The following is a 21991-nucleotide window of genomic DNA, read 5'->3' as shown; positions in this document are numbered from 1 at the left end:
TTCTCGACGCTAATCTGCGTCAAGACAGGTAACCGCGACGCGGCCGACGATGGAGGTCTTCCATGTGGGTACGCGGCGGACCGCGCAATCGAGAGGTCGCTACCGAGGGCGAAGCGGCTGTTCCAAACCGGCGTCGTTCAACAGTTGGTGCTGCCGCTCAGGCATTGGACTGTAAGTGACTCAGATCAGCCTCAAGCTGTCGGCACAGACAGTGCGCACCCTTGAGTTTCCGCAGGCTAAGTACTGGTGGACCTGGTAGCGGGGAGCATTTAGGGCATTGTGGTGGCCTGCGGAGGCATGCCTTCACAGCGCTGTGGTGCCGGCTTAGAACCATGCCCAGATACGGCGCAGCAACGCGGGTGCTGGCCGGGCAGGACGGAACACATAGCGCGATGGTTTGTGCATGGTCTTTTCGGTGTCGGTTTCACAATACTGTATAAAAAATCAGTATCATGCGCAAGAGTGCTTCGTAGCTCTCAACCTGCTCTCCCGAGGCATCAGAATTAGCGTGCCACCGTCTTCCGCTCCACCTGATGCCCTCAGCCCTCGCAACCACCGAACTCCGGGGCTTCCTTCTCACCCGCAACTGGCGGGACCTCCCAGACGGCACCGAGATCGAATACTGGCTGGCCACCGACGAGGGGCCGAAGAAGGTGCTGATAACCCGACAGACGTCGGTCGCCTTTCTGCCTGACTGCGATCGGGCCGCAGCGCAAGCTCCGCTGGCAAGCCTGCAGGGCTTGGAGGTAAGGGAGCTCGATCTGAAGACGTTCGACCAGAAGCCCGTCCTCGGTGTCTATGCTCGCAGGTTCCGCGATCTGGGCAAGCTGGCGCGCGCACTTCAGCCGCTGGGGATACCGCTCTACGAAGCGGATGTCCGCCCGCACGATCGCTACCTGATGGAGCGGTTCATCACGGCTGGTGTTCTGGTCGAGGGAGGTCAGCGCGAAGGTTCGACCATCCTCGACGGCAGGTTGAAGCCCGCGTCTGGTTGGCGCCCGGTGTTGAAGGTGGTGTCGCTGGACATCGAGACGAGCGCAACGGAGGATCTGTACTCCATCGCACTGGATGGTGCGGGTGACCGGGTGGTGTTCATGCTGGGGGAAGCACCAGAGTCTGTGTCGGCGCCAGCTGTGTCGCCGATGGACTTCAGGCTTGTGTACTGCTCAACTCGCAGGGCGATGATCGAGCAGCTCAATGCCTGGTTTGCGGACCATGACCCGGATGTCATCGTCGGCTGGAGCGTGATCCAGTTCGACCTGCGGGTGCTGCAAAAGACCGCCGATGCGAACTCCGTGCAGCTGTTGCTCGGACGCGAGCGCCGCCCCATCGCGTGGCGTACGCACCCCGGCCGCCAGGGCTACCTGTTCGCGCCCATGCCCGGGCGTGTGGTTGTCGATGGCATCGAAGCACTGCGGGCGGGCATGTGGAGCTTCCCGTCGTTCAGCCTCGAAGCGGTCTCGCAGGCATTGCTGGGCGAGGGCAAGGAGATCGGCGATGCCTACGACAAGATGGCGGAGATCGAGCGGCGCTACCAGGAAGACAAGCCCGCGCTGGCCAGCTACAACATCCGCGACTGCGCGCTCGTCCTGCGTATCTTCGACAAACTGGAGCTGCTGCCGTTCGTGCTGGAGCGAGCGCAGACGACGGGTTTGCAGATAGATCACTTTGGTGGTTCCATTGCTGCGTTCAGCCACCACTACCTGCCGCGCATGCACCGGCTGGGTTACGTGGCACCCAACGTGGGTGACATCGCAGCCAAGGCCTTTCCCGGCGGCTATGTGATGGACTCCACCCCGGGCTTCTACGACTCCATCGTGGTCCTGGACTACAAGAGTCTGTACCCCTCCATCATCCGGACCTTTCTGGTGGACCCCGTGGGTCTGGCCGAGGGAGAGAGCGCCGACATCCAGAGCGGGTTGGTGCAGGGGCCGCAAGGCACGCTGTTTTCGCGCGACAAACACTGTCTGCCGGACATCGTGACCACACTCTCGAATGCCCGGGACGAGGCCAAGCGGAACCGGAACCAGCCGCTGTCGCAGGCCCTGAAGCTGCTCATGAATTCCTTCGCCGGGGTGCTGGGCGCGTCCGAGTGCCGCTTCTTTAACCCGAAGCTGGTGTCCGCCGTGACCCTGCGCGGCCACGAGGTGATGAAGCTCACCCGGAAGTTCGTTGAGGAGCGTGGATACCAGGTCATCTACGGAGACACCGACTCCATCTTCATCTGGCTCAAACGCACCTATCCCAATGCGGAGGCGCACGCCATTGCGGCCCATCTGGTGCAGGAAGTCAACGCCTGGTGGACCCGCAAGCTGCGAGAAGAGCAGCAGCTGGAGAACTTCCTCGAAATCGAGTTCGATACCCACTACGCCAAGTTCTTCATGCCCACCATCCGAGGATCGGATGTCGGCAGCAAGAAGCGCTACGCCGGCCTGAGCATCGATGAAGAGGGACGGGAGGAGATGGTCTATCGCGGGCTGGAGATGGCCCGCAGCGACTGGACCCCGTTGGCGCGCCAGTTCCAGGAGGGCTTGCTGTCACGCATCTTCCATGGTGAGCCCTACCGAGCGTTCGTGACCGACTATGCGCGGTCAATGCTGGATGGTCAGATGGATGCGCTGCTCGTCTACCGAAAACGCCTGCGCCACCGACTCGATGCCTATGAGGTCAACGTGCCTCCCCAGGTGCGCGCGGCGCGCATTGCTGACGCGCACAACGCGAAGCTGAACCGTCCGCAGCAGTACCAGCGTGGAGGCTGGATCGAGTACGTGATGACGCAGAGCGGCCCCGAACCGCTGGAGGCCCGGTATTCGCGCATTGACTATGAGCACTACCTCGTCAAGCAACTGCAGCCCATTGCTGAAGCGATTCTTCAGCCGTTGGGCGACAGCTTTGCGGCATTGACGAGTGCGCAGAAGGTGTTGTTCTAGGGAATCGTTCAGGAGGACAACCTGGGGCGATACCTAATGACGTAACTACCTGAACAGTAGGGGGCAGCTTGGCAGCGTTATGCACAGCACGCAGTTATGCACAGTTGGTCCGGCAGCGCGGCGTCGCCGCCCTCGCAAGAGGGCTGCGGTCGCGTCTTTGAACTTCACGTAATCACAAGGTCTTGAGGAACTTCAAACAGATCGTCTTCTGCCCGGAACCGCTGTGGGACCACATTGGGATCCTGAAGCCTGGCCAGTGCCTTTTCCTTCATGGCGAGATCGGCCTCTATGTACTGATGCGTTGTCGCCGGACTCTCGTGTCCGAGCCACAGAGCGATCACGCTGATTTCCACGCCCGACTGCAGAAGGTGCATGGCGGTCGAGTGACGCAGGCAGTGTGGAGAGATCGTTCTTCCGGCCAGGCTCGGCGTCGTGAGCGCGGCTTTCTTGACGGCCAATGCCAGGCGCTGCGTCACGTTGGACCGCGTCATCGCCTGTCCGCCACGGTTGGGCAGCAGCGCCGACGTGGGAGTCAGGTCCGGGTTGAACTTCAGCCAGGCGCGGATCACCTTGACCGTCGATCGCCAGAGCGGCACCGACCGCTGCTTGCGTCCCTTGCCATGCAGATGCACGCAGGCGGCGGGTGCCAGCACGACGTCGCCCACTTTTACGCCGATTGCCTCCGACACGCGGGACCGGTGTTGTACAGCAGGGCCAGCAGCAGCTTGTCTCGCTGGCCCATCCAATCCGCTCCTGGCGCGCCGATCACGGCCAGCATCTCCTCGCGTGTCAGGAACTCGAACATCGGCCGCTCGAAGCGCTTCATCGGCACGCCGAGCGCCTGCTCGACGACCTGAAGTGCCGTCACGTCTCGCCGGGCCGCGAACTTCAGGAACGAGCGCAGCGCGGCCAGTCGCGCATTGCGGCTGCGAACGGTGTTGTGCCGATCGCGTTCGAGATGATCGAGGAAGTCCAGGATCAGCGCGGGCGTCAGGTCGGCGAGCGACAGCGTCGTGGGCGTCTTGTGCAGTTGCGCCTGGGCGAAGTCCAGGAACAGCACGAACGCGTCCCGATAGGCCGCAACGGTCTGCGGGCTCAACGCGCGCTGCTGCGTCAGGTGCTCGGCGAAGAAGGACTGGACCAGCGTCGCGAAGCTCGGCGGAGCGGGCTTGCGGTGTTCAGAACTACTCATCGTCGTTCTCCGCGACGTCGGCGAAGCGTTCGAATCGAGCGCCGGCCAACGCCATCAACTCCGGCACGCCGCTCAGGTACCAGTACGTGCTGGAGATATTGATGTGGCCCATGTACGTGGACAGGGCCAGCATTCGTTGGTCAAGGTTCGCTCCCTGCTGGTGCCACAGGATCATCCGTCTCACGGCGAAGCTATGGCGCAGGTCATGCACCCGCGGTCGGCCATGGCCGCCGCGATCGATCCAACCCAATTGCTCGCGCAGCTGACAGAACACTCGATGCACCTGCCGATCTCCCAGCGGTTCACCCCGGTGCACGCCACGCGAGCCCACGAAGAATGTCATCTGCGGCTTCGCAGGCACGTACTGGCGGCGCAAGGCCCGGTAGGCTGCCATCGGACCGATCACGCTGGGGTGCAGCGGCACCATGCGGGACTTGCCAAACTTGGTCTGCTGTATGGTCAGGATGCCGCCGTCCAGATCTGCATCCGAGTCGGCCAGGTTGATCGCTTCAGAGACCCGAAGCCCGGCCGATGCGATCAGACCGAACAGCGTTGCATAGGTGGTGGCACGAAGGCCATCCGAGGGGCCGAGTCGGCGGGCAGCGACGATCAATGCCGCGATCTCGGCTTCGCTGTAGATGTGAGGCGCCACGCGGCGCGGGATCGGACCGAAGCTGGAATCGTCAGGAACTTCGACAGTCGGATCGAACTGCTGGAGCCAGCGCATGAAGGGGCGCAGCGTTGCCAGTCGGCGCGCTGCCGTGTCGACATTGGCCCGGCCGCCCACGAGATACCGAGGCTGTACCTGGTGCGCCCACTGGACCATCACGTCTACCGTCAACGCGATGTCGCGTCCCTCTCCGACCATGAAGCGAGTGAAGCTGCGCACAGCGAGATCAGAGGAGCACGGCTTGAACCCGAGGCGCAGGCGTTCAGTCAGGTATTGCTCCACCTTGGCGGTGAGGTCGATGTTCGCCGATGCTGCGGCGCTCATGATGCACTCCCAGGCCAAGGCAGAGCGACCTCGGCAAGCAGTTGCAAGTCGAGCTTGGCGTAGATCAACGAGGTGTCCAGCGATCGATGCCGAAGCACATCGGCGACCTCCTTGATCGAACTGCCGCTGTTGACCAGGCGACAGGCCAGCGTGTGACGCAACGAATGGCAACCGCGTGAGATGCCGGCACCTCGCAGGGCACGCCCGATTGCCTGGCTCACTGCATCGACGCCGATGGGCTTGTCGTGTGGCGCCAACCGACGGACGAACAGCGATGGCAGCGTGGTTGCGGGCCGCTCGTGTCTCATGTACTCCGCCAGAGCCTGCCCGGTGAGCACCGGCAGCGGTAGGACATCCTGGCGCTGGGACTTTGTTCGCTTCAAGGTCACCGTTCCGGCACGCCAATCGAAGTCGCCGATCTCCAGCTTGGCGATCTCGCCCACGCGCAGTCCGAGATCCAAGGCCAGGCGCACCATGGCCAGCAGGCGCAGCGGAGCCCGCTTGGCCTCGGCGCAATGCGCTTCGAGGCGCTGGACCTCCTCGGTCGTCAGCGCGCGCGGCAACGATGCTTGGCTCCATCGCACCGGCGACGAGATAGCGCCGAGCAGGCTGTTCACTGCGTCACCGCAGGTCCCGCGGTATCGGAAGTAGGCCCGCAGCGCAGCAGTGACCGCGCTGGAATGCGACCCGCTGCTGACCCGCGTGAGCTCGGTTGCGATGAAGCCGCGAACGTCTTCCGGCTGCAACTCGCCGATGGCGATGGCCTTGCCCGCGAACTTGCATTGCAGCAGACGACCTACGAGTACCAGCCGATCCTCGCGCGTGCCTATCGCCAGGCCGCGGGCGTCGCGCATGTGGACGTTGTAACGGTTCAGTTCTTCTGCAATGGGACCGCTGGGGCCTGGCAGTTCCACGATGACATGCTGTTCCCGCAACAAGGCGAGCAGGTGTCCGAGACTGGCGCTCAAGCCGCTGCGTGTACGCAGAGCCGCGGGATGGCAGTCGCAGCGCGGCAGATGCGAATCCAGAAACTGCTCGACGAGGGCTTCGTCGATCTGTTCGGCAGATACCTGGCACTTCGCCATCCAGTGGGCAAAGTGCGACCAGGCACGAAGGGCAGTCTCCGAGCTGCCTTCGGCGTACCGGCCGCGCTCCAGCAATGCCTGGAACGCCCCGACGTATGAAGACAGCGGGCCATCGAGCAGCCATGCCCTGGCCATCGGGTGCATCGAAAGAATCAAGTCCATGGTGATCTCCAGTTGTGAGATCACCATTCATGCGCCGACTGCGAACTTATGTCCAGTTCAACGGCACCGCCTCCTTGCGATCTACCAGGGCGATCACAGCCTCTGGCGCGTTCAGACTGGCCAACTGTCCATAACTGCGTGCTGTGCATAACGCTGCTTATGGAGAGCTCTCCATAAGCAGCGGTTGCTGCCGTTCGAGTTTTCAACGTGAATGCCCTTGGCGTGCCGGATTGCGATCACTCCTATTCATGCATCGTGGTAATGCGCAGAGACAGGTTTCAGGCGCGCAGTTGACATTGCTAGAGAGTTGACAACAGCGTGCAGAGATCTGCAAGCTCGACGAGCAAGACTGCAGCAGCATCAAGCATGGTGCGATCAATCACCTGGGCGTGTCGCCAGCGTTGATGGTTTACCGCGAGCACAAGGCCATGCTGGGCAAGACTTAGGCCGGCGAGAAGTTCCCGGCGGTTGTGATGATGGGGGCTGGCTGGATGGTGGTCCCCGACATCAAACCAGGCAAGTGATGGTGAGTGGCTGACCCGCCCTGGGTCAGCCACTCAGTCGGGATCGCTGTTTGCAGGTGATCCCGTCCTTTTTGTCAGTTGGCGCAACAGCGCTGTGGCCAACCAGCCATCACTTTGATCCACCCGAAGCCTTGGCCACGTAGGCCGCCAGGGCGGCAATTTGCGCATCACTGAGTTTGCCGTTGTAGGACGGCATCTGCCCAATGCCATTGCGCAGCGCGGTGGCCACGCGCTTGGCATCGGGCTTGAGCTCGTCCAGGCTGGGGCCCACGGCGCCTTCGGCTCCCGCGTCCTTGAGCGCATGGCACAGGGCGCAGGCAGGCACCGCGCCTTGGCCGAACAACACCTTGCCTTGTTGAAGTTGCGCGGCATCGTCGGCGGCGTGCACGGGCAGCACTGTGAATGCCAACGACAACAGGGCAGCGACCAACGCGTGTTTTTGGATTGTGCGCTTCATGCCACGCTCACTTTCACGGCGTGGTCGGCCCAGCTGGTGTTGTTGTAGCCGCCCGCGTTTTCCATGCGTTGTTCGGGCTGCACGTTGCCTGCGGTGTCGGTGGCTCGGCTCGCCAGGGTGAACTGGCCCGCCGGCAGGCGTGCCGCAAAAACAAACTGCCGCCACGCAAAGCGGCCGAGGTCGGGCCCCACCATGCGCGCGAGCTGCCAGGTTTTTCCGCCGTCCAGAGAAACCTCGACCTTGGCCACCGCGTTCATGCCGCCAAACGCCACGCCATGGATCTGTGTGTCACCCGCTTTAAGCGGGGCGCCGTCCGTGCCGGGACCGTTGATCCACGACTTCACCGTCATTTCCTGCACCGATGGCTGCGACGGGTCGCCCTTCGCGCCGGGCGGTGAAATGCGGTAGCCGTGCGACATGATGCGTGCGTCGGTCTCCTGAGCGGTGAAGGCCAGGCGTTTGACGTACTTGATGTTGTTCACGCCCGTGTAACCCGGCACGATCAAGCGCAGTGGGCCGCCGTGGGCCAGCGAAATCGGCACACCGTTCATTTCCCAGGCCAGCAGGGCATCGGCGAGTGCGGCAGCAGGCACCGAGCGTTCCACGATCACGCTCTTGGGGTCCAGTCCATCGGGGAGTTTTTCGCCGCCTGTGCCGGTGAGGTAGGCCATGCCGGCCTCCACGCCGCCCAGGGCATCCACCACCCAGCGCACCGGCACACCGCTCCACACCACACAGCCTGCTGCGCCCACTTGCCAAGGCGTTCCACTGGGCTTGTTGGGGAAGTAGCCGCGTCCGTTGCCAGAGCATTGCAACACCATCGCCGTGGTCTCGATGCCCATGCGCTTGAGGTCGCCCAGCGTGAGTTTGCGCGGGTTCTTCACCCCCTCGATGTTGATCTCCCAGGCATCGCGGTTGCCCAGGATCGAGGCGTCGGGCGCGGGCAGATTGTTGCGGATGTAGAGCTGCTCGGACGGCGTGATTACGCTGGTGCCGAACACACTGCGCTTGGTCTCAATGGTGGTGCTGCTGTGCACGATCAGGCTGGCCGGGTCCTTCCAGCCCACGTACGCTGGCAGAGGCTTGGCAGCACCGGCCACGGCGACGGGCGCGGTCTCACCAGCAGCGGCTGCGGTGCGGCCAAAGCTGGCCAGACCAACGGCAGCCAAAGCAGCGCCGCTGCCGGCCAGCAGGTGGCGCCGGGGGAGCGAGGTGGGTTGTTGGTTCATTTCTGGGGTCTCCGGTGGTTGGGCGTCGTGCGCCGGTTGGGGTGAAAGGGGTGAGCGGTTGATTCGTTGACAGGGACGCGGTGCCTCAGCCTGGCCCGGACACGGGAGGTGCCTGCAGTGCCGTCTGCGCGACCGCCAGTGCCTTCTTTTTCTGGGCCACCAGCAACAAGGGCTTGCCCTCGCGCGAGCGGATCACCTTCCAGTGCACGTTGCTCCACCAGCCGCTGGCCTCGCGCAGGTCCACAGGCTGGTCAAAGGCATACACCGTCACCATGCCGCCCTTCTCGAAGAACGTGGTGAGGTGGTAAGCGAGGTGACCTTCGATATCGCATGGCCGCATGAGTTGGGGAAACCCGGGCACCACGTTGGCGTCCCGCATGCCCAGGTGCATGAGCAACTGGCGCTGCTCCATGAAACTGCCCCGCAAGCTGCGCTCGTGGTATTCGTGGTCGATCGCGTCGCGCACCATCGCTGGCGGTCGCACGGCTAGCACCCCGCCGCTGGTGCCACCGGCCAGCAAAAGCGCAGCCAGAAAACGCTGCAAGCCGCGTCGCGCCAGCAGCGGCTGCGGCTTTCGGTACAGGTGTGCCGGTGCGTCGCTGGCCTCGAAGGCGATCGCCAACTCGGCGCGCGCGCGCAAATCGAATTCGCTGTCGGGCAGGAAAGGCGCGTCGGTATCGGGGCTCATGTCTTGGTCCTGCGAAACGGGGTAACGTTGACATCGGCCTTGGGTGTCGCAGGTACCCCCATGGCCAGCTTCAAAGCGTCGCGCGCACGGGCTAGGCGCGACAACACCGTGCCGGGCGCGATCTCCAGCGCCTCGGCCATCTGGGCGGTGGGCATGTCGTCGAAATAAAACAGCACCAGCACCTCGCGGTGGATGGGCGCCAGGCGCGCGAGCGCCTTGACGACATCGAGTTTGTCGTCCAGCCCCGCGTCGGGCGCCGCTTGCTCGGGCTGCTCTTCATCGTCCAGCGACTGCATGCTGGGTGCGGCCTGGCGAAAGGCGGCGCGGCGCATGATCTGAAAGAGCCAAGCCCGTGCCAGCGCAGCGTCGCGCAGTTACTCCCGGTGCTTCCAGGCGTTGGCAAAACAGTCTTGCACCACGTCTTCGGCAATGGCGCGCGAACCAGTGAGCGCCCACGCACTGCGCAGCAAAAAACGGTAGTGCTCACGCACCCATTGGTTATAGCGGGACTCGGCAGACTGGAACAGCATGGTGATCAAGAGCGCTGCGTGGCTTGGTTCATTCCGTGGCGCTCATCGGTACTTTCCCTAGGGCTGTCGATCAAGGCCCCCGCGTCCCACCCAGCGACGGAAATTCCGCTTCCGCACCTTTGGCTGTGCGCTGCTGCAGGGTGTGCAGTCGGCGTTGCATGCTCTGGATCTCCACCGTCTGCCCGGCAATGATTTCCTCGGCCAACTGCCGGGTGACAGGATCGCGCCCATGCTGCAACACCAGCCGCGCCATGTCCACAGCGCCGGCGTGGTGCGGAATCATCATCGCCAGAAAGTCCTGGTCGGCCTGGCCTGCGTAGCCCGGGCTGTGCATGGCCTGCATCATGCGGGCCATCGATTCGTCCATATCCCGCTGGAATGCGCTGGTGTGCGCGGCGCTGGCGCCGTGGCTGGTGTGCGCGCCGCTCATGCCGTCTGGCCCTTCTCGCCCACACGCACGTAGACGAGGTTGATGCTCTTTTTGTTGCGCAGCGCGCCAGAGGGCAGCGTCAGATTGCCCAGGGGGATCTGCGCAATGAAGGTCGGGCGCAGCGGGTCGCTCACATCAAATGCACTGCACACGGTCTGGCCCGCGTTGGGCGTGCCGGGCAGCTCGTCCTGTTCGTGGGCCACATACAGCAGCGTGTTCTCGGGGTTGGTCCACAACCCGTGCGACTCGCGGCCACGGCTGGAGAAGGTGCCCACCACCTTGCGCTGTCCGCCCGGAGCGCTGCGGTCGATGATGGCGATCGGGCTCGACGCCACGCCGCCGGGGCCACCATCGTCGATGCGCGCCAGGCTGGCATAGACCACGCTGCCGCGCGCATTGCGCACGAACTCAACGTGGTTGGGCCGAGCGCCCATGCCGAGTGGCACGGTGTCGATCAGGTCGAAGCCACCCTGCGTCGAGCGGCAAGACACCGCATCAGCCAGCTTGTGCGAGAACCACACCTCGGCACCGTCGGGTGTGGTCTTCATGAAGGGCGTGAAGCCGGGTTTGTCCTGTGCGCTGATGTCCAGCGTGGTCAGCCGCTGCGGTTGGCTGTGGCCATCCGCGCCGGGGTTGACGCGGAACACGTCGATCTTCGACACCTTCTGGCTGGCCACAAAGGCCAACGTACCCTCACGGTTGAACCACACCTGCGCCGGGCCGCTCAGCGTGGGCAGGTATTGGCGAACCGCGCTGGAGCCCGGGCTGTCGGCCCCCTTGAGCTGGCGAACGGCACGATCGACGCCGACGATGGCAATGCGGTCTTCACCGCGCAGCGTGACCCACAGCTCGCGGCCGTTGCGCGTGAAAGTGGGCTCGTGCGGTTCGCGGCCCAGCAGCAGGCCACTACTCAGGCGCTCGGGGTTGGTGGTGGGCCCAGACGCAGGGTTGGGTGTGTTGCCGATGACGCGGCGCTGCTCGGCGTCGATCAGATAAATGTTGCTGGAGCCGCGCCCGCTGGTGGCCAGCAACCGGCCATCGGGCGACGGCACCGCGCCGTGCGCATCGATACAGCCGTGGTACAGCGGCTTGTGGACCATCGCCGCGTGCGTTGGCGCCACGCCGGCCGTCACAAAGCGAAACGGGGGACGAGGGTCTTCGTCAAAGCTGGTCAGGTTGATCGTCGACTCGACGGTGTTGGTCTTGGGGTCGATGACCACCAAGGTGTTGGAGTCTTCGTTGGTGATGAAGACGCGGTCACGCGGGTCGATGTTGCTGCCCGCTGTGCCGGGCGCCAGCGTTGTTGCTGGTGTTGGTGCGGGCGTCGGGGTCTGGGCCTGGGCCAGGCTCGGGCCGGCGGGCAACGCTGCGGCGGTGGCCGCTGCCAGGGAAAACTTGAGGATGTCGCGGCGTTGGGTACTCATGGATGCCTTTGAGTTGATGGGTTGCAGAAGAGCAAGACAGAAAACAAGACGGTCTGCCCTTGCGTGGGCAGTACCTTGAAGAAAACGAAGGTGGTGTAACAGCGCCTAAACGATCAAGAGCGCGCTGCGCCGCGTTTGATTCCATGCCGCAAGCAAACAACGGCAGCACCGGGCTGGCCTCAGGGCCCCTCAGCGAGAGACGCCTAACTGCCGGTACACCTCGGTCGACACCCGGGCCAACACACTGCGGTCGGCATCGGATGACAGCGCGTAGCCAAACGGTCCGTCGACCCAGTAGAAGACGTTGATTGCGCCCTCTTGAGCAAAACGGAAGGCGGCGGTGTCATTGGTTGGTTCAGCTCTTACCGCCGGGCTCCATCCACCGGCACTTCCAATGTCACCGACGTCGTTGGACACATACAGCGTGAGCTTGTTGCCCCCCTCGTTGCGGTACATGAACTGCGCCACCGGCCCCTGCCCGCCCGGCAACAAGCGCCCACCCTCCAACGTGTAGCCCTGGGCCTGCAAATGGGGTGGCTTCATCGGTGCGCCCATGCGTTTGGACAACCAGGCCACCAATTGGTCCTCGTTCGCTGCGTCGATCTCGACCGCGCGCCGGGCATCTGGGCTGTACACCGCGTGGGCCACCGCGGCACGTTGCGTGAATTCGTTGGTCGACGCCCGCGTGACTGCACCTGGCGTCGCCGTCACCGCAGCCAGCTGCGCTGAGTCGCCTGTGCCAGACGTCGGCAAACCGCCGCGCAGTCCCCACCCCGCCGCGCCACTGACGACCGCAATGGCCAGCCCGGCGACCAGGCGTTGCAGGTACCAAGGGGTTTGAGAGGCGATGCGAGGTCGGGCAGACGCCCGCAGGCGTTGTGGCAACGGCTCGTTCAGCACAGGGTCGAACAAGGCATGCAGTCCGCGCTTCTGCGCCCGATAGGCCTCAAGCCGCAGCGCCTCTGCGGGCCGGGTCGCCAGGTAGCTTTCAATGTCAAGTTTGCGGGCTGGGGGCAGTTGGCCGTCGACGAAGGCTTGCAGTTCGGCTTCGGTGACCGGCGCGTTGGTGGACGGGGGAAGTTCAGCGTTCATGGCGAGCCCTTCGATGATTCATTTGACAACCTTCAAGCGCACCGGCTCAGAACGGCCTTCCATCACCCCGCGCAAGCGCTCGCGGCCACGCGACAGGCGCGACATGACCGTGCCGATGGGAATGCCCAGCGTCAGTGCCACATCGGCGTAGGCCATGTCTTCCAGCGCGACCAGCAACAGAACCTCTTTCTGCTCCACAGGCAACAGATCGAGCGCGGCCTGCAGGTCGAGCACCGCCAGCCGATCGCCTTGTGTGGGTGCCAAAGGCACCTCGGGGGTGTCTTCGTCCATCGTCACGGTGCTGAGCTTGGGCCGACGCACGCCATCGACGTACAAGTTGTGCATCATGCTGAATAGCCAGGCGCGCATGTCGGACACGCCGCGCCACCTGTCTGCCTTGGTCCATGCCCGCTCCAGGGTGTCCTGCACCAAATCGTCGGCGTCCTCGCGGTTGCCCGCCAGCGCTCTCGCGTAGCGGCGCAGGCGCGGCAGCCAGGCCAGGAATTGGGTGTCTTCGTGCATCGGCGCAGTCCAATTGGGTCGCAGCGGGCTCTGGAGGTATCGCCAGGTGTCACTCCACGACGATTTGCCACATGACCTTGAAGTGGTCATTGGCGCGCTCACCAGGCTTTTGAACAGCCTGACAGGCGCAGAACGGCTGGCCCTTTCCATCGACCAGTCCGACACCGACCAGCGTGGCCGGTGGGCCGGCTGTCATCGCCTGCGCAAGCGGAGCCATGAGCGATGCCGTTGCAACAAGCACGCTGGCCAAGGAGGTGGGGTGTTTCATGGCAGTCGTTGGCGGTTCGTCAAGCTGATGACTTGTCTGCCATGTCAGTAGGCTGCGGCCACGGCCAGCTTGGGGTCGATCTGCCAGGTTTCGCTGACGATCTTGCCTTCGCGGAAGGTCAGCACATAGCGCACCTTGATGGGCATCTTTCCCTCAAACACCACGTTGGCGGACACGGTGGATCCCTTGGGGTTGGCCGACTCGTCGATCTGGCCCACGGTGAGTTTCAAGGGGCCAACCGCTTTGCCAAACTTCTCCCAGGTGGCGCGGATGCTCTCTGTGGTGGCATACGTACCATCCAGCGGACCGCCCACCCAGTTCAGCTGAGCCTGGTCGGCGTAAGCGCGCATGACGATCTGCGTATCACCCGAGGCGATGGCCTGAAAGTGCGTGCGGGCGTCGTCGAGAGGGGCGGCAGAGACGCTGCCAGCGGCGAGAGTCAAGGCGGTGGCGGCAAGTACGAGGGTCTTGAACATGGTTGATCCTGAGATTGGAAAGCGTCGTTGAGGTGGGGCCAGCGGAGGGACCTTCAGGTTCCTTCATGTGGGTAGACGGTGAGCGCCGGGCTGGTATTCCAATGAACACAAACTTTCTTGATATCTTTTTTGTCGCCACCGGACCAGTGCTTCGGCTGATGTGCTCGCGAAGTCAAAGGCGCACGCAGCAGAGGGTGTTCCGCGTGTTGGCTCATCGAACAAAGTCAATGTTTCACATCAGCAGCGCGGGCACCCAGCGCTTGTTTACCTCACCGACTGCGATCAACCATGCAAAAAGGGGCGACGCTTACTGCGGATGGTGCGTTCGCGCCTTGCAGATGACGGCGATTTGGATTGATACCTTATTCGCAAGAGGTCGCCGGCGTATGCAAGTCGATGGCATGTTTCTCTGGTTCTCAAGTTGAATGTGACATCCCGCAGGCTCCGCCCTGGTGAGAGACTTGTATGGGCGGCGCTGCCGTCCTCTGGACACCGTAGGTGCGAGTGACTGTTGATAAACATTGCGGCCATTCACAAACTTGGCGGCGGTCGTCCGCAACCAGCCTCAAACTGCCGCTCGGGTTCTCACATCAGTTGGTCGCTCTTGGCCGAGTGCAGTCTCCCATCTCATAGGTCAAGACCAACTAACGTAAAAATTATTGCCACCAACCAGAGCGAACATGACTAAATGCCTGTGCCTTTGGGTTGAAGAATCGAGACCACCTTCCCCGTGGCCATGCCCTTGAGCAAGGCCACTTCATGGACAAGCACTTGATTGATCGACGCAAGCTTTGACAAGTCCGCACGCGTCTCAGCGAGTTCCTGCCTTAGAGCGCGGTTTACCTCGCGCTCATGAACCAGTGCGTCATGCTTGGCGTCGCGCTGGGCGCGCGTCGCCTTGCCCACCAGGCCTCGAATTTTCTCGGCGAGGTCAGGGTATGTGTTGTGAATCAGTCCAGGGGTGACTTCAGCCAACTTGGCAACCGCAGAGATGGACAGCTTGCCTTGGTCAGCCTGCAATTGCACAATGGCCCGTTGAATTTCATCAACAGTTTTCTTTCGACTACGAGCCTTGGGATCATTCATTTGAAGCTCCGCTCAAATTTGACTCACACGACGCTTGTGGGAGCACCCCGAGATCCACCATGACCTGGCGCGCCCATTGAACGTCACGCTCAGCGCGTTGCTTGACCGCTGGCCCCGCATCGTCAATGGCCAGCAATTCGTTTTGTTGGTCATAGATACCTCTCCAGACGTCCGCAAACGACTGATCAATCACACCGTTCTTACATCCCACACATCGGGTTGTTTCATACAATCCCGCGCCTCCGCATCCTTTTTCCTGGGCCAAGCACCACCCGTGGCCGGTAGCACGGATGTGAACTTGAGGCGCCGTCTCCGCCAACAATGCCGTGCGACTTTTCAAGGCAATCGCGCGCGCCTTTTTGATTTCGTGCCCGGCTCCGCCGCTCAAAGGCTGATCCCCAAGCCAAGACTCAATCAAGTCCACCTTGAAGTTGGTCATCTCCTCCAGAACTTCATCGAACAGCGATGCATCCTGCATTGGGTTGGACGCATACAACTGGGTCATGCTCATGCTGGAATGTTTGAACTGGGCTGCTGCCGGTTCCGTTGACACCGACCTAAGCTTCTTGAGCTTTCTCGAACTGTACGGGACTGAGATAGCCGAGCGTCGAATGCCGGCGCGTCGGGTTGTAGAAGCACTCGATGTAGTCGAACACATCTGAACGGGCCTGCCCTCGTGTGCGGTACACCTTCCTGGCCGTGCGCTCGGTCTTGAGGGAGCTGAAGAAGCTCTCCATGGCCGAGTTGTCCCAGACCTCACCGGCCCGGCTCATGCTGCAAGTGATGCCTTGTTCATCCAGCAGCTTCTGGAAGTGCTCGCTGGTGTACTGGCTACCCTGGTCCGAGTGATGCAACAAGGCCACCGGCTTGCCTCGCCGCCACACGGCCATCATCAGCGCATCCACCACGAGCTGCGAGGTCATGCTCTCCTGCATCGACCAGCCCACGATGCGCCGCGAGTACAGGTCCAGCACCGCCGCCACGTACAGCCAGCCCTCGGCTGTCCAGATGTAGGTGAAGTCGGCTACCCACTTCTGGTTCGGGCCATCGGCCCGGAACTGGCGGTCCAGCACGTTATCGGCCACCGCGCTGCGCGTGCCCCGGTCCTTGGGCAGTCCACGTCGTCGGGGCCTGGCTCGTAGTGCCTGCTCTCGCATGAGTCGCTCGATGCGGTGCAGACCACAGGCTTGACCTTGCTCCAACACGTCGTGCCACACACGGCGCGCGCCGTAGGTGCGGTCGCTGCGCACGAAGCTCTGGTGGACCTGCGCGCCCAGCACTTCATCGCTGAGGCTGCGCTGGCTCCTGGGCCGTGTGAGCCACGCGTAGAAGCCACCCCGCGAGACACCGAGCGCCTCGCACATCAGATTGACCGGCCAGGCCCCTCGGTGTTTCGCCACGAAGCCGAACTTCACATCGACTCCTTCGCGAAGTAGGCCGCGGCTTTTTTCAGGATGTCGCGCTCCATCTTGAGCTTGGCAACCTCCTTGCGCAGTCGCGCTATCTCCGCGTCCTGGGCCTTCTGCTTGCCGTTGCCAGGGAACGCCTCCTGGGGCTCCTCTCGCAACTCACGAACCCACTTGCGCAGCACGTTCTCGTGAACGTCCAGGTCCTTGGCTGCCTGGGCCACAGCCACGCCACGCTCGGTGACCAGCCTGACCGCCTCGAGCTTGAACTCGCGGCTGAATGTCCTTCTTCTCTCCATGAACCACCTCCGGTTTCATCTTCCACCTTAACAAGGTGTCATCGAAACCGGCAGCAGCCCAAACTGCCATTTGAGGAATACAAGCGAGGAGCGCCCCATGCGCGACTCCACAATGTTGCGCGCGTAAGTTCTACGGCATTGGTGCGGTGCCAACTGCCAGTCCGTTCCGGCAGCCATGGCCAATCGTCGGAATGAGACCTTTGATCCACCATTGGATAGCGCATCAACGTGGTATCCAGCCGATTCACTCTGACCAGACATGCTGGTGCATAGAAAAAGCTTTCTGACGTCTCGCTTTGCCTTCGCCAATCGCAGCATCCGATTCGTCAAATCCTGAGGTGTTGGATTGCACTCCAGTTCCGCAACTTCAAGAGCCAGCTTTTCTTGAAGCGGCTTTGCATAGCGGTTCATCAGATCCAAGACTTTGACTGTGAGTTCGGGGATCAAGAATTCGACCTTGCCTTTTCCTGTCTTATGCTCGGTGGTAGCGACCCAGTGGAATTGAACGCCGTCTCGCACTTCGCTGCGCCATGACCCAGACTCGACCCCAATCGCCTCCTCATTGCGCATGCCACTGGTTATCGACAGGACGTAAAGTGCAGCATCCCGAATGCGGATCAACGCAGGATTTCTAAACCCCAACCTCCCGGCATCGCGCTCGTTCAGAATTTCCGGTGCCGCTGCAAGAACCTCTTCACAATAGTTGAACACCTTGGCCTGAACATCAGCAGGAATGATGGGCGTTTTCCCGGTTTCAGTTCGCCCAAATTGGTTTCCGGGTTGCTTTGCCAATCCGCTGACCCGCCACAGTGAGCTCTCGCCCCATGGACATGCAGCAAGCGGAGATGAAGTCTCGTTGCGAAACACCCATAAGAAGTCCAGGATGCGCAAGCTGTCGTAGACGCTATGCGCATTGCGGGTCAGGCGTGCTTTGGTGTGATGGACGTAGTTCGCGACGTGTATGGGTCTGACCTGGTCGAATCTCTTGATGTTCAACGCAGTCAGCCAACGCATCATCGGAATCGCGGATGCGATGGCAGTCTGGCAGATGCCCATTGCCACCGGAGGCTTGGAGCCTGGCAGGCCTCGCTTGAACCATACATACAGAACAACCTTGCAGTCGTCGACCAACTCTTGCGAGCAGTCCTCAGGCCAGGGAATGTATTTCTGACCATCGGCCACATTGGATTGCTCAAAGTAGGGCCTGAAGTCCCACACCGGATCACCAAATCGGGACAGAACGTGGTTGCTGCCGTCCATGTCAGCCACCGCACTGACCACGATATTGGATTTCTCGGATTCCGACAGCCCTTTGGATGAAGCGGGCTGGGCAGCCAAGAGGTCGTAGGCCTTTGGCGGCTGCGATGCAATCGCGTTACCGGCCATAGCGTGCCTCTCGACTCAGTTGCGACTGGCGCATGCGTATCGCCCAGAAGGGATGGGGATTTTTCTCGGCAAGCGCCTTGGCTTGCGCCACCATTTCCGGGATGAAGTTGTCGTATGCAATTTGGTCGATTCTTGCAATGAGGTCCTGATGGTGAAGGCGCCACTCACTCCACTCGTCCGTGGCGTAGTAGCCTACCTCCGACATCAGGAAGCGCTGAAAACTGAAGAGCCGGTGCAGATCCTTGACCGTCCCCACAATGGCATAGCTCGGACACCCTAGGCAATGCGTGAACTCCGCGCAATGTGTTGAGCCGTCCTTCGGAGCGAGCGCGCCTTGCAAGCTGTCCTTGCAACTACCCGTGGGGGTGGGCACGAGGTCGTGCCCCCTGAGTTTGCCTGGCAACGCCTCGCCAATGAATTTGGCACCCTCGGCCTTGGTGCGCTCATCAAGGTGCAAGTAGTGGTTGTCTGCGACCTGGGGGGAATGGCCCATCACTGCGGACACGGCAAGCAGGTCGCCATCGCTGAGCTTCCATAGACGGTTTTCCATGGTCTTTCGTAGGCGTCCAAGTGTGACTCGCAACACTGAGCCGTCATCGGCGAACAACCCGTGGCGGTGAACTATTGCTTTGGTATTTTCGTGAACGCGGCCCATATTCAGACAAAGTGTTTGCCCCTTGAGGTCACCGCGTTGTGATGAGCGGTAGAGCCAAACACGATCTTTGATGCCGTCTGGTGCCCCGGCGACGAGGTTCTGCGTCATTCCCAGCACCTTTTTTAGCACCGCGACGCCATCCATGGGGATCGACGCTGCAAGGTCGTGGATATGAGTTTGCCGCAGTGACGTTAATTGCGCACCTTTTCCTCTGCGCTTGAAAGTTCTGACCAGCATCAAGTTGGGCATAAAGGGGTGTGGACCCAAGCAATCCCGCTTCATTTCAAGGAGCGGAGTGGTGTTGATGCCCGAACGCATGCCAACAATGAGCATCAGAACCACAAGCGCCTCTGAGTCCAAACCGCTGAACCCCCCGTGGTGAATGGCAATAAGATCTAGCTTGAGCGCCGCGGCCAAACGCTCCATTTCAGATTGACTTAGTGGAGTTTCACCTCGCGTCGTCGCCCCATTCATTGGGAACGGATTGGCAGGTAGCAAAACATCATGGGATTGGTCAATGAAGCCGTAGTCCATGAGTCCATGAGTCCATGAGTCCAACCAACACCGACTTGAAGGCAGAGTAATAGTTCTTGGCAGTGGAGCCGTTCGGGTATTTGAGCCTGAGCCAAGCGATATAGCGAACGACATCTGTCGCTGTCATATCTGATGGACGCGACGGCACGATGCCCCCTTGATTGCCTGTGAGGTAGGGCAGAAAGACTTTCATCCCGTTGGCCGCGAAGCTCACAATGCTGGCCACCGAATAGTTGCCGCTGTGGAGTCGCGCCTTCAAGACAGTCGCTGCCGCCCAAACCCAGTCGTCAAAGCCATGTCCCAACCATGGACGCAAGTCAATGATGTTGTGGTTTCGCGGATTGGGAGGCAGCGCGACGATCGCGCCGGATGCATCAGAATCCGCCGCAAGGTCGATTGTGATTGCAGGTGTCTTGGCCTTGTAGTCCTTGGCGCGGGCCATCAATGACTCCCCATCGCTATGGAATCCTCGCCACCGTTGGCGAACAGCATGTCCATTTCATCTTCATGGGCCAAAACGATCTGTGCGTCCAACTGATTGATTAGATGCAGGTAGATCGCTGTGGTTTGCACGTCAGAGTGCCCCATGCGGTCGCGAACATACAGCAGCGGCTCACCCTGGAAGTCAGCGCTCTTGCGCAGTGCCGACAGCGTGTAGGTTCCATAGGTGTGCCGCAGCATGTGCGCCCGCACCGGAAAGCCAACTTCCTTTTCGATGGCTTTCATCGCATCCACAATGGCCCCTTTCGAGAACTCTGTTCCAAGCTCTGTCAGAACAAGTGCTGCAGGGGCGTTCCCGGCTCTTTGCTGCCGGACTTCTCGCTGGTGCAGCGAATAGGCCCACATGTCTTCCATGAGAGACCAAGGCACGTCCACGCTTCTGGGCTTGCCATACTTGATGTGCATGTCAGCGGGCTCCAGAGTGACGCGGATCATCTGCCCAGGTGTCAGCCCTTTTCGGGCTCTCGGATTGAAGACGTAGGCTAGAGGAAACGTGCGCGCTTCGCAGGATCGCATCCCGGTGCGAACCATCAGGTTGAACAACAGCGCATGGCTTGGGTCAAGCCTCGCGCCAAGGCATTGCCTAACCTGCTCTTTGGTCAGGAATTTGATCGTTGCCTTGCGCTCGCGCGCCATCACCGTCGGTTTTGAAACGACGCCGCCCGCGCGATCCACATGGGCAAGAAAGCCCTGATGCGATGGCGTGCGAACATCGCGCACGCCAAACGGTAGGTAAGTGATGTGCCCCTGGCGTTTGCACCAATCGTAAAACCGGACCACCAGATTCAACCGCTTGTTCACAGTGTTGGGATTCAAGCCCAGCTCTCCGAGCGACCAGTCGCGATACCTTGCCACAACGCTGAGTCCGTGCGGCTTTGGGTCTTCATCCCAGGCCAGGCCGTTGGCAGACAAGAACGCAAAGTAGTCATAAAGCCTGCGGCCATATGCTTCCCATGTGAGCTTGCTTTCAATGCTTCCTTGGGTGACCAAGGCGTGCCACAGGAACGATTGTGCTGGTTCCAAAGGCCAGCCGTCATCGGCCAGCAGCAATGGGAAGCCCTCAAACGATCGGCCTTCAACCATGAGATCAGCCGTGGCCAAGACAAGCCTCATAGACCCATGTCTTTCAGAAGCTTTGCGGCCGCCTTGAAGTTGAGGCCATAGATGTGCATGACCAAATCAACGGCACCGCCGCCGCCACAGTCCATACGCACATCCCAAAATTTTGGCCCAGTGCACAAGAACTCCCAATCATGTCCGGCAACATGGACGTGCCATCGAGTGGTCAGATGACTTGATCTTGGGTGGAACGAGAGATCTTCTTTGACGTGTTCCGCCAGCAGGCGAAGCACATGGATTGAATCCAGCTCCCGCCATCGTCCCAGCTCCGAGTTATCCACAGATCTCATTGCGCTCCATTTCCTCCCCCAGACCCCCACCTGCTACTCGTCTCAAAGAGACGATGAATCCAAATACCAGGGGTCCGGAAGACATGATGCATCCTACTAACAAACCTGATCCGTAAGATCGTTATTGCTTAGCACCACCACCGGGCGGCCGTTGAGGCTGGGGCGGAACACCCGCTCACAGCTCACGTAAAAATTGTTGCCATCCACCAGCGCATACATGCTGGCCTCCGTCCATCAGATCAGGTGAGAAACAGCTTCACGCACCCGCTCACCACACCCCACACCTCAATGGTCTGGCTGTCGCGGGGGATGATGTCGGGATAGGTCGGGTTGGCCGCGCGCAGCTTGATGCGGCCGGCACGCTGGTGCAGATACTTCACGGTGCATTCGCCGTCCACGATGGCCACGACGATGCTGTTGTGCTTGGGCTTGATCGCCCGGTCCACCGCGATGATGCTGCCGTCCTCAATGCCAGCGTCGCGCATCGAGTCGCCTCGTACGCGCCAGAAGTAGGTGGCCTGGGGGTGCTTCACCAGCAGCTGCATGATGTCCAGCCGCTCCACCACAAAGTCGTCAGCTGGCGATGGAAACCCCGCACGCACGCTCACCCCACAGAGGGGCAAAGCCAGCGAATGCGCCGCCGTGTCGTACGGCACAGGGAGCGGGGAATTCCAAAGACTGTACATATTTACAGTATAGCTCCCTGCTGCCA

General features: G+C 61.5%; 21 protein-coding genes and 3 pseudogenes. 1 reads left to right on the top strand and 23 read right to left on the bottom strand.

Annotated features, from left to right (window positions below):
* Positions 1-533 precede the first annotated feature (533 nt).
* Positions 534-2930 carry a DNA polymerase II gene (locus P7644_RS20560; RefSeq protein WP_404303305.1) on the top strand — a complete coding sequence of 799 codons (2397 nt, stop codon included), beginning with the start codon at positions 534-536 and terminating at the stop codon, positions 2928-2930.
* A gap of 164 nt (positions 2931-3094) precedes the next feature.
* On the opposite strand, the pseudogene P7644_RS20555 reads toward P7644_RS20560, so the two are convergent.
* The 23 genes and pseudogenes from P7644_RS20555 to P7644_RS20445 form a co-directional block, all read right to left on the bottom strand.
* Positions 3095-4122: pseudogene (locus P7644_RS20555) on the bottom strand (tyrosine-type recombinase/integrase).
* Positions 4115-5116, bottom strand: a complete 1002-nt coding sequence (locus tag P7644_RS20550; RefSeq protein ID WP_008903160.1) for a tyrosine-type recombinase/integrase — start codon at positions 5114-5116, stop codon at positions 4115-4117. The pseudogene P7644_RS20555 and the gene P7644_RS20550 overlap by 8 nt, the downstream one beginning before the upstream one ends.
* Positions 5113-6363 carry a site-specific integrase gene (locus P7644_RS20545; protein ID WP_235516236.1) on the bottom strand — a complete coding sequence of 417 codons (1251 nt, stop codon included), beginning with the start codon at positions 6361-6363 and terminating at the stop codon, positions 5113-5115. Before P7644_RS20545 ends, P7644_RS20550 begins: the two co-directional genes overlap by 4 nt.
* 633 nt (positions 6364-6996) lie before the next feature.
* A complete protein-coding gene (locus P7644_RS20540; protein WP_082753531.1) occupies positions 6997-7344 on the bottom strand; it encodes a cytochrome c in 348 nt (115 codons plus the stop codon).
* Positions 7341-8573: a sulfite oxidase gene (locus tag P7644_RS20535; protein WP_062405656.1), complete on the bottom strand. Its 1233-nt coding sequence runs from the start codon at positions 8571-8573 to the stop codon at positions 7341-7343. The genes P7644_RS20540 and P7644_RS20535 overlap by 4 nt, the downstream gene beginning before the upstream one ends.
* Before the next feature lie 85 nt (positions 8574-8658).
* On the bottom strand, positions 8659-9261 hold the full coding sequence (locus P7644_RS20530) for a hypothetical protein (RefSeq protein ID WP_008904212.1): 603 nt from the start codon (positions 9259-9261) through the stop codon (positions 8659-8661).
* A pseudogene (locus tag P7644_RS20525) lies at positions 9258-9791 on the bottom strand (RNA polymerase sigma factor). Before P7644_RS20525 ends, P7644_RS20530 begins: the two are co-directional and overlap by 4 nt.
* A 70-nt stretch (positions 9792-9861) precedes the next feature.
* On the bottom strand, positions 9862-10221 hold the full coding sequence (locus P7644_RS20520) for a DUF305 domain-containing protein (RefSeq protein ID WP_008904210.1): 360 nt from the start codon (positions 10219-10221) through the stop codon (positions 9862-9864).
* A complete protein-coding gene (locus P7644_RS20515; RefSeq protein WP_092699702.1) occupies positions 10218-11645 on the bottom strand; it encodes a YncE family protein in 1428 nt (475 codons plus the stop codon). Before P7644_RS20515 ends, P7644_RS20520 begins: the two co-directional genes overlap by 4 nt.
* A 189-nt stretch (positions 11646-11834) precedes the next feature.
* Positions 11835-12737 carry an anti-sigma factor gene (locus P7644_RS20510; RefSeq protein WP_066785942.1) on the bottom strand — a complete coding sequence of 301 codons (903 nt, stop codon included), beginning with the start codon at positions 12735-12737 and terminating at the stop codon, positions 11835-11837.
* Positions 12738-12755: 18 nt separating this feature from the next.
* Positions 12756-13259, bottom strand: coding sequence for an RNA polymerase sigma factor (locus P7644_RS20505; protein ID WP_060986575.1), 504 nt, complete (start codon positions 13257-13259; stop codon positions 12756-12758).
* A 49-nt stretch (positions 13260-13308) separates the two neighbouring features.
* Positions 13309-13527, bottom strand: a complete 219-nt coding sequence (locus P7644_RS20500; RefSeq protein WP_060986574.1) for a hypothetical protein — start codon at positions 13525-13527, stop codon at positions 13309-13311.
* A gap of 44 nt (positions 13528-13571) precedes the next feature.
* Entirely contained in the window at positions 13572-14003 is a 432-nt protein-coding gene (locus P7644_RS20495; RefSeq protein ID WP_060986573.1) for a nuclear transport factor 2 family protein, read from the bottom strand.
* Positions 14004-14687: 684 nt separating this feature from the next.
* The gene (locus tag P7644_RS20490) at positions 14688-15089 is read right to left on the bottom strand and encodes a TetR family transcriptional regulator (RefSeq protein WP_066784037.1); all 402 of its coding nucleotides are present in this window, start codon (positions 15087-15089) and stop codon (positions 14688-14690) included.
* Positions 15082-15600, bottom strand: coding sequence for a hypothetical protein (locus P7644_RS20485; RefSeq protein WP_404303445.1), 519 nt, complete (start codon positions 15598-15600; stop codon positions 15082-15084). The genes P7644_RS20490 and P7644_RS20485 overlap by 8 nt, the downstream gene beginning before the upstream one ends.
* 46 nt (positions 15601-15646) lie before the next feature.
* Positions 15647-16794 (bottom strand): IS3 family transposase gene (locus tag P7644_RS20480; protein ID WP_291447256.1). Its coding sequence is split into 2 segments (ribosomal slippage): positions 15647-16533 and positions 16533-16794, totalling 1149 coding nucleotides; the frame shifts between segments, so codons are not numbered across the junction.
* 27 nt (positions 16795-16821) lie between these two features.
* Positions 16822-18180: a hypothetical protein gene (locus P7644_RS20475; protein WP_404303444.1), complete on the bottom strand. Its 1359-nt coding sequence runs from the start codon at positions 18178-18180 to the stop codon at positions 16822-16824.
* On the bottom strand, positions 18170-19369 hold the full coding sequence (locus P7644_RS20470) for a hypothetical protein (RefSeq protein WP_404303443.1): 1200 nt from the start codon (positions 19367-19369) through the stop codon (positions 18170-18172). Before P7644_RS20470 ends, P7644_RS20475 begins: the two co-directional genes overlap by 11 nt.
* Positions 19350-19811 (bottom strand): hypothetical protein, encoded by a 462-nt coding sequence (locus P7644_RS20465; protein WP_404303442.1) that lies wholly within the window; start codon positions 19809-19811, stop codon positions 19350-19352. Before P7644_RS20465 ends, P7644_RS20470 begins: the two co-directional genes overlap by 20 nt.
* The gene (locus P7644_RS20460; protein WP_066784041.1) at positions 19811-20983 is read right to left on the bottom strand and encodes a site-specific integrase; all 1173 of its coding nucleotides are present in this window, start codon (positions 20981-20983) and stop codon (positions 19811-19813) included. Before P7644_RS20460 ends, P7644_RS20465 begins: the two co-directional genes overlap by 1 nt.
* Positions 20980-21222 carry a hypothetical protein gene (locus tag P7644_RS20455; RefSeq protein WP_404303441.1) on the bottom strand — a complete coding sequence of 81 codons (243 nt, stop codon included), beginning with the start codon at positions 21220-21222 and terminating at the stop codon, positions 20980-20982. Before P7644_RS20455 ends, P7644_RS20460 begins: the two co-directional genes overlap by 4 nt.
* A gap of 174 nt (positions 21223-21396) precedes the next feature.
* A pseudogene (locus P7644_RS20450) lies at positions 21397-21498 on the bottom strand (hypothetical protein); the annotation flags it as partial.
* 20 nt (positions 21499-21518) lie between these two features.
* Positions 21519-21965, bottom strand: coding sequence for a LexA family protein (locus tag P7644_RS20445; RefSeq protein ID WP_404303439.1), 447 nt, complete (start codon positions 21963-21965; stop codon positions 21519-21521).
* Positions 21966-21991 lie beyond the last annotated feature (26 nt).

It is taken from the genome of Alicycliphilus denitrificans (genome assembly GCF_044792555.1).
In the GTDB taxonomy this organism is placed as follows: domain Bacteria; phylum Pseudomonadota; class Gammaproteobacteria; order Burkholderiales; family Burkholderiaceae_C; genus Alicycliphilus; species Alicycliphilus denitrificans_A.
Note: the sequence above shows the minus strand (reverse complement) of the source record. Positions and strands in the feature narration are given on the sequence as shown.